The organism is Synechococcales cyanobacterium T60_A2020_003, assembly GCA_015272205.1.
Taxonomy (GTDB): Bacteria; Cyanobacteriota; Cyanobacteriia; order RECH01; family RECH01; genus JACYMB01.
Window position 1 is genome coordinate 1 of record JACYMB010000353.1, and the last position, 6,852, is coordinate 6,852.

Sequence of the window (6,852 nt, forward strand, 5' to 3'; positions counted from 1 at the left end):
GTACCTCAACTCACGCGCCTCTCATCCCGACGCTGACCTTTCAGGTACATCGCGGGGCTTCCCGTCTAAAAGCTAAAGTCAGGGCATCGCTGCAATCCAAAGGCACGAAGGGGGCAAAGCGCCTCTTGAAACGGCTCTCTGGGAGAGAGCGACGCTTTCAGCAGTGGTTGAATCACACCATTAGCCGTCCACTGGTCGATGAGGCTAAATCGCTCAATGCCGCGATTGCGTTTGAAGACCTGACTGGAATTCGACAACGTGCCATAGTCAAAGGGTCTGAGCAACGCAGACAGCATCACAACTGGGCGTTCTATCAGTATGCAGCCTGAACAATCAGTGCTCTCTTGCACTTTGCAAGGGTTGAGCTAGATTGAAAGCCCCGTCCCCTTGTGGGCGGGGAAGTTTACTTTTTCTAAATACCCAATTCCCTTTAGCATGGTAATGGGGATCAAATCATACGCTTGGGAATAACCGGACTTGATCTGGGATTCACACCCAAATTCAGGTAATACCGTTGGGATGGTTTTACTCACAGGAAACCTTGTGAGTTGATATCACGTTCTGATAGGATTTACTGAAGTTGGTAAGCTTAAATACCTATCGATCCCGCCAAAGCTGGTCTTTGGGTTGTTCCATAGCTCGCTGAAGCGATTTGGGAGCCGGAAGGGGACTGGTTGCCGTGTGCCATTAGTATCTCTTCCGGGTTTGGCCTGCGGGTGTCATTTTGTCAGATGCTTTAGGGTCATGAATTGGCAGGCTATAGGCGCTCCTCTAGCGAGGAACGACCTTGACTGAATTTGAAAGCTTAAGCAAACTGTTTTATTTCGCGTTAGAGGATATTTATGAGCAGCAAGCCAGATCGTGTGGTTCTCATTGGCGTCGCAGGTGACTCAGGATGCGGTAAATCAACCTTCCTACGGCGACTTGCCGACCTGTTTGGCGAAGAGATGATGACGGTCATCTGTCTGGACGACTATCACAGCCTTGACCGTAAGCAGCGCAAAGAAGCTGGCGTTACGGCGTTGAACCCGAAAGCCAACAACTTTGATTTGATGTATGAGCAAATCAAAGCTCTTAAGGACGGCCAAACTATCCAGAAGCCAATTTATAACCATGAAACTGGCATGATCGATCCGCCGGAGACGATTACCCCGTCTCCTGTCGTCGTCATCGAGGGCTTGCACCCCATGTACGATGAGCGGGTGCGATCGCTCCTCGACTTTAGCGTTTACCTCGACATCAGCGACGAGGTGAAGGTGGCGTGGAAGATTCAGCGGGACATGGCAGAGCGGGGGCACCGCTACGAGGACGTTATCGCATCGATCAACGCGCGTCGTCCTGACTTTGAAGCCTACATTGACGTTCAGAAGCAGTACGCAGATGTGGTCATTCAAATTCTGCCCACCAATCTCATCCCTAACGATCAGGAGCGCAAAGTTCTGCGGGTTCGCCTGATCCAGAAGGAGGGCGTCGCAGGATTCGAGCCCGTCTATCTCTTCGATGAAGGTTCCACCATTGACTGGATTCCCTGCGGTCGTAAGCTCACCTGCTCCTATCCTGGCATTCGGATGTTCTACGGCCCCGATTCCTACTACGGGAATGAAGTATCCGTCCTTGAGGTGGATGGGCAGTTCGACAACCTCGAAGAGGTCATCTACATCGAGAATCACCTCAGCAACACCTCTGCGAAGTACTACGGCGAGGTGACCGAGCTTCTGCTCAAGCACAAGGACTATCCCGGTTCTAACAATGGTAGCGGTCTGTTCCAGGTGCTTGTGGGTCTGAAGATGCGGACAACCTACGAGCGTTTGACTGCTAAGACCGAGGAACTCGCGGCTAAGGTTTAGGATTTATCCCTGGTCAGCAAGGGGCGATCGCCCCTTCTGAGCCACCACCTCTAATCTAGTGAAGTCTGTTAGTTTTTAAGGTAACACCCTGGTTTCTGACCATTCCCGTTCAGGATTCAGGGTTTTTTACTGCGTTCAGCATTAGAAGAGAAATGTCACACTCTATCGCCCAACGCCTTTGGGATGAAAATCAAAATTTGGCGATCGCCTGCCTCCAAAATCCGTTTGTGCAGGGTTTAGCCGATGGCACCTTGTCAAAATCTCGCTTTGCCCACTATGTAGGTCAAGATGCCTTTTTTCTAGAGGCATTTGCCCGTGCCTATAGCATTGCCGCCGCTAAGTCTCCTGATCCCGACGGATTTTCGATCTTCCATAACCTGGCCAGCGGCGTTTTTGACGAATTAAAGCTGCATCAGCAGTATGCGGCGCAGTGGGATGTCGATCTCCAGAACGTTTCACCGTCAGCCGCGACGCGACGCTATACCGATTTCCTTCTCGCAACCGCCTGGAGCCAGGATGTGGGGGTCACGACTGCCGCCATGCTGCCCTGCATGAAGCTCTACGCATTTTTGGGCGAAAAACTCGCCGCTTCCGGAATTCCCGTCCATACCTATGGCGATTGGATTCGCACCTATTCCAGTCCTGAATTCTACGCCCTAGCGGATCAACTGGCTCAGTTGGGCGATCGCTATAGTCAACTTACGCCCCTCACCCAAACCACCTATCGCTATGCGATGGAATGTGAACTCGACTTCTTCCAGTCAGCGTGGGATGGGGGTGCTGCGTCGTAATACCAATTCTGAGTTTTGTTCGCGCAGCGTCTCCGCAGGAGAAATGCTCAGTTTTGAGTTATAAATGCGTTGCTACATCAGGGATGTCAGCCTTTCATGGGTAGCCGGAATTTTTGAAATTGGTATAACCTACATAAATTGTTACTGCGTAGGATAGTTGTAAACACTACAATGGGATACTCCAGGCCCCAGTCAAGGACAACTTGTGGTTTAAATGCGGTTTGAAGGGCGCGATCGCCCCTCACTGCGATCCGTCTCCCTTGCGTTGCGCTTGCGGTTGTCTCCAACGTTCACGGATTAGGAAAAGGCACCGCTATGTTGTACTTACTGGATTTCCGGGTTGAGTATCCGGCGGCAATGACCCCAAAGGAACTGTTCTCGACTTGGGCGCGAGAAGCCGATGCTGCATTGCAGGCCAAGCAGGACGGAGTGGTGGTTGATCTGTGGAAGTGTGTGGGCAGTTGGCGGGTCGTTGCTGTGGTGGATGTGGATAGTCCGGATATACTGGATCAAATTTTGCTGGATCTGCCGATCATGCAGGAGCATGGGTAGCACGTTCAGGTAGACGTGACACCCCTGCGCCGCTATGAGGATTTTGCAGCGGATGTGAAGGCGCGGCTGTAGTAAACGCGTCATCACTTTACTGGAGGTTGGACTAGTTTGCCTATCGCGGTGCGATTTAGTCCAGACTCCAGCCCACCTAGCCAGGACGGCCATACCAGCAGTTGGGATGGTTAGATCGGGGCTGGAATCGTGGGTAGCTTCTCCAGCATGAGTTTGGAGCGACGTACCGATTCCGATAGGGGAATGGGGTAATCTCCTGTAAAGCAGGCGGAGCAGAAGCCGTTAGTGTCCACTTGTGTCGCTTCTAGCATGCCTTTCCAGCTTAGATAGGCCAAGGAATCTACGCCAAGCTGAGCCGCAATTTCCTCCACAGAATGGGTGGCGGCAATGAGCTGATCCTGGGTATCGGTATCAATGCCGTAGAAGCAAGGGTGAGTCACTGGCGGCGATGAAATCCGCATGTGAACTTCCACTGCCCCAGCATCCCGAAGTGCATTTACCAATTTCCGGCTAGTATTGCCCCGGACAATCGAGTCATCCACGATTAAAATGCGTTTGCCGTTGAGGACATCTCTCAGCGGATTGAGCTTCATGCGGATGCCCGCTTCGCGCATATGCTGGGTGGGCTGAATAAAGGTACGACCCACGTAACGATTCTTGATTAGCCCCTCCGCAAAGCGAATTCCCGATGCCTCTGAAAAACCGATTGCTGCCGGAATTCCGGAATCCGGAACGCCCATGACCAGATCTACGTCTGCTGGGGCTTCCAATGCAAGCTGCTTGCCAATGCGTAATCGATAGCTGTATAAACTTTCGTCATGCATGATGCTATCGGGACGGGCAAAGTAAATCATTTCAAAAATGCACAGTTTCCGCGCAGGAGATGCCCATTGCACTGACGATAAATCGTTATCATCGATCCAGACGAGCTCACCTGGATTCACATCACGCACATATTCGGCGTAGATAATGTCTAACCCGCAGGTTTCCGAGGAGAACACGTAGCGAGTTTGCTGGGTATCTTCATCTTCGAGCTTGCCGATCACGAGCGGACGAATGCCATTGGGATCGCGAACACCCATTACTCCTTCGGGAGTGGCAATGGTTAAACTAAAGGCTCCCTTGCAGCGTTTCAATGCCGCTATGGTTCCTTCTAGCCAGTCTTTACCCGCATTCACCTCTTCGGCGATCGCCAGGGCAATCATTTCCGAGTCTGTGGTGGTCACTAGATTGAAGTTGGACTGAAGCAGGGCATCCCGCAGTTCTGCCGTGTTCACCAAGTTGCCATTATGAGCCAAGGCCAGAGGCCCCAACCGGGTTTCAACTACGGCAGGCTGAGCATTCACCACCCGGCTCGATCCCGTTGTGGAATAGCGGGTGTGGCCGACCGCATGGGAACCGGGCAGTCCTTCTAAGATTTCAGGGTTGAAGACTTGGGAGACCAGCCCCATCTCTTTATGGAGATGCACAGTTTTACCGTCAAACGTAGCGATTCCGGCGGATTCTTGTCCCCGATGCTGGAGTGCGTAAAGACCAAAGTAGGTTAACTTGGCGACCTCCTCCTCCGGCGCATAGACGCCAAACACACCGCAGGCTTCTTCTGGTTTATCCGGGCGATCGCCGTCCACCGACGCACAGACCGGGTGAGAAGGGAAATCAGCAGACGTAGACGAGTGGTCAGGAGAACTTGGCATCATGGGTAAAAACGATTGACGTTAGCGAGGATCAGTATCGACAGTGAGCGGTGGGGGCTACGTATTAAGCTTAGCCAGTTTTTAACAAAACCTTAACAAGCCCACCCATAGCATACTCTACCGATATGGTTTCCAAACCGCGATCGCGTTGGGCCGAGGTAGGGCTGCAAGGAAGTTGGGGACACGTTGGGAAACTCGATCTCCGGAAAAACGCGAAGGGGCAATCGCGCAACGATTTTCCAGCCAGAATCGCACTGTGCCATCGTTAGAGAATCACGCCTAGGACTCGAGTTGACGCGCAATGGCAAACTGCCAGCGATCGCGCATCGCCTCTATGCTAGCGGAGAAGATGTCCTGTTGGTCAGCCGTGATGCATCGCAACGGATCGGTCGCAGAGGTGACCTGCCCTAATTTCTGCCAATTTGATCCCAAGGTCTCTTGCAGATAGGATTCCCAGGTTTCAACGGCGTTCGGCGTTACGGAAACCATAATTCGCGCCCCACCTTCGCCAAACAGCACCCGATCCCAGCGGAGGCCCGGTGAAGCGGAGGACAGGGGTAGGGTAAGGATTGCGCCCAAGTTACCGCTAATGCAGGATTCGGCGATCGCCACTGCCAGACCCCCCTCAGCGGAATCGTGAGCTGACTGAATCCAGCCCTGACGAATCCCATGACGGCAGGCAGCTTGTACCGCTTTTTCCAGCTCCATATCTACTTGGGGCGGTTGTCCAGCCACGGTGTGATGCACTGCTGCCAGATATTCCGAGCCAGCCAGGGTGACAAGGGGAGAGCGTTCACCAACAGGAGTTCCGAGGAGGTAGATGAAATCTCCGGGCGATCGCCAGCCCTGACCGCAGGTTTGGTTAATGTCGTCTACAAGTCCGACCATACCAACCACGGGCGTAGGATAAATGGCCTGGGGCGTGCCGTCGCTATCCAGGGTTTCGTTGTACAGCGAAACGTTCCCCCCCGTGACCGGAGTGGAAAACACCTCGCAGGCTTCCGCTAACCCCCGACACGCTTCCGCCAGTTGCCAGTAGCCAATCGGCTTTTCGGGACTGCCAAAGTTAAGGTTGTCCGTAACGGCTAACGGTTCTGCCCCCACGCAGCTTAGATTCCGAGCGGCCTCTGCTACGGCAGCTTTTGCCCCTTCGTAGGGATTCAGGTACACATAGCGAGAATTGCAGTCCACGGTGGCCGCAATCCCCCGTCGGAAGCGTTCCAGCGAACCCGATTGGGTCATCTCCTGGGGACGGAGGCGCACCACTGCCGCATCAGCGCCACCGGGAACGATCACGGTGTTGTTTTGCACCTGATGGTCGTACTGCCGATACACCCATTGCTTCGAGGCGATCGTGGGAGTTCCCAAAAGCTGCATGAGGATGTCTGTCCAGGTTGCTTGTTCAATTCCCTGAACCGTACAGGCAGGTAGGCTCGATTCTGACCACGCCCACGCCGCTTGAGCATAGGTGGGAGGCTCTGCCAAAAGATCCCGATGATAAATCGGTGTATCATCCGCCAGAGCCGTCGCGGGAATTTCAGCGGCGATCGCCCCTTGATGCAAAATCCGCACAATCGGGTCAGCGATCACCTGTCCCGCCACGACCGCATGGAGTCCCCACCGCTCAAAGATATCAACTAACTCTTGCTCCCGTCCCTTGTGCGCCACAAACAGCATCCGCTCCTGGGACTCCGACAGCAGATACTCGTAGGGAACCATGCCCGTTTCCCGCACCGGAATCTTATCCAGGTCTAGCTCAATGCCGACGCCGCCTTTTGCCGCCATCTCCGCAGTTGAACAGGTGATGCCTGCGGCTCCCATATCTTGGGCAGCAGCCACCGCTCCGGTGTTAAACGCTTCTAGACACGCCTCAATTAGCGATTTTTCCAGGAACGGATCGCCAACCTGCACCGCTGGGCGATCGTCCATTGATTCATCGGTCAATTCCGCGCTGGC

General features: G+C 53.7%; 6 protein-coding genes. 3 read left to right on the forward strand and 3 right to left on the reverse strand.

Annotated elements, in window-relative coordinates; genetic code table 11:
• Nucleotides 1-65 precede the first annotated feature (65 nt).
• The gene (locus IGR76_17370) at nucleotides 66-296 is read right to left on the reverse strand and encodes a hypothetical protein (protein MBF2080230.1); all 231 of its coding nucleotides are present in this window, start codon (nucleotides 294-296) and stop codon (nucleotides 66-68) included.
• Between the two features lie 546 nt (nucleotides 297-842).
• On the opposite strand from IGR76_17370, the gene IGR76_17375 reads away from it, so the two are divergent.
• From IGR76_17375 to IGR76_17385, 3 genes are all read left to right on the forward strand, one after another.
• A complete protein-coding gene (locus IGR76_17375) occupies nucleotides 843-1,847 on the forward strand; it encodes a phosphoribulokinase (protein MBF2080231.1) in 1,005 nt (334 codons plus the stop codon).
• 152 nt (nucleotides 1,848-1,999) lie between these two features.
• The gene (locus IGR76_17380; protein MBF2080232.1) at nucleotides 2,000-2,638 is read left to right on the forward strand and encodes a TenA family protein; all 639 of its coding nucleotides are present in this window, start codon (nucleotides 2,000-2,002) and stop codon (nucleotides 2,636-2,638) included.
• A 315-nt stretch (nucleotides 2,639-2,953) separates the two neighbouring features.
• Nucleotides 2,954-3,190: a muconolactone Delta-isomerase family protein gene (locus IGR76_17385; protein ID MBF2080233.1), complete on the forward strand. Its 237-nt coding sequence runs from the start codon at nucleotides 2,954-2,956 to the stop codon at nucleotides 3,188-3,190.
• Between the two features lie 182 nt (nucleotides 3,191-3,372).
• Here the strand turns inward: IGR76_17385 and IGR76_17390 are convergent, their stop codons facing one another.
• Together IGR76_17390 and IGR76_17395 are read right to left on the reverse strand one after the other, a co-directional pair.
• Nucleotides 3,373-4,899: an amidophosphoribosyltransferase gene (locus IGR76_17390; GenBank protein ID MBF2080234.1), complete on the reverse strand. Its 1,527-nt coding sequence runs from the start codon at nucleotides 4,897-4,899 to the stop codon at nucleotides 3,373-3,375.
• Nucleotides 4,900-5,175: 276 nt separating this feature from the next.
• Nucleotides 5,176-6,852, reverse strand: a 1,677-nt coding sequence (locus IGR76_17395) for a phosphoribosylformylglycinamidine synthase II (GenBank protein MBF2080235.1), incomplete at its 5' end; no start/stop codon positions are given.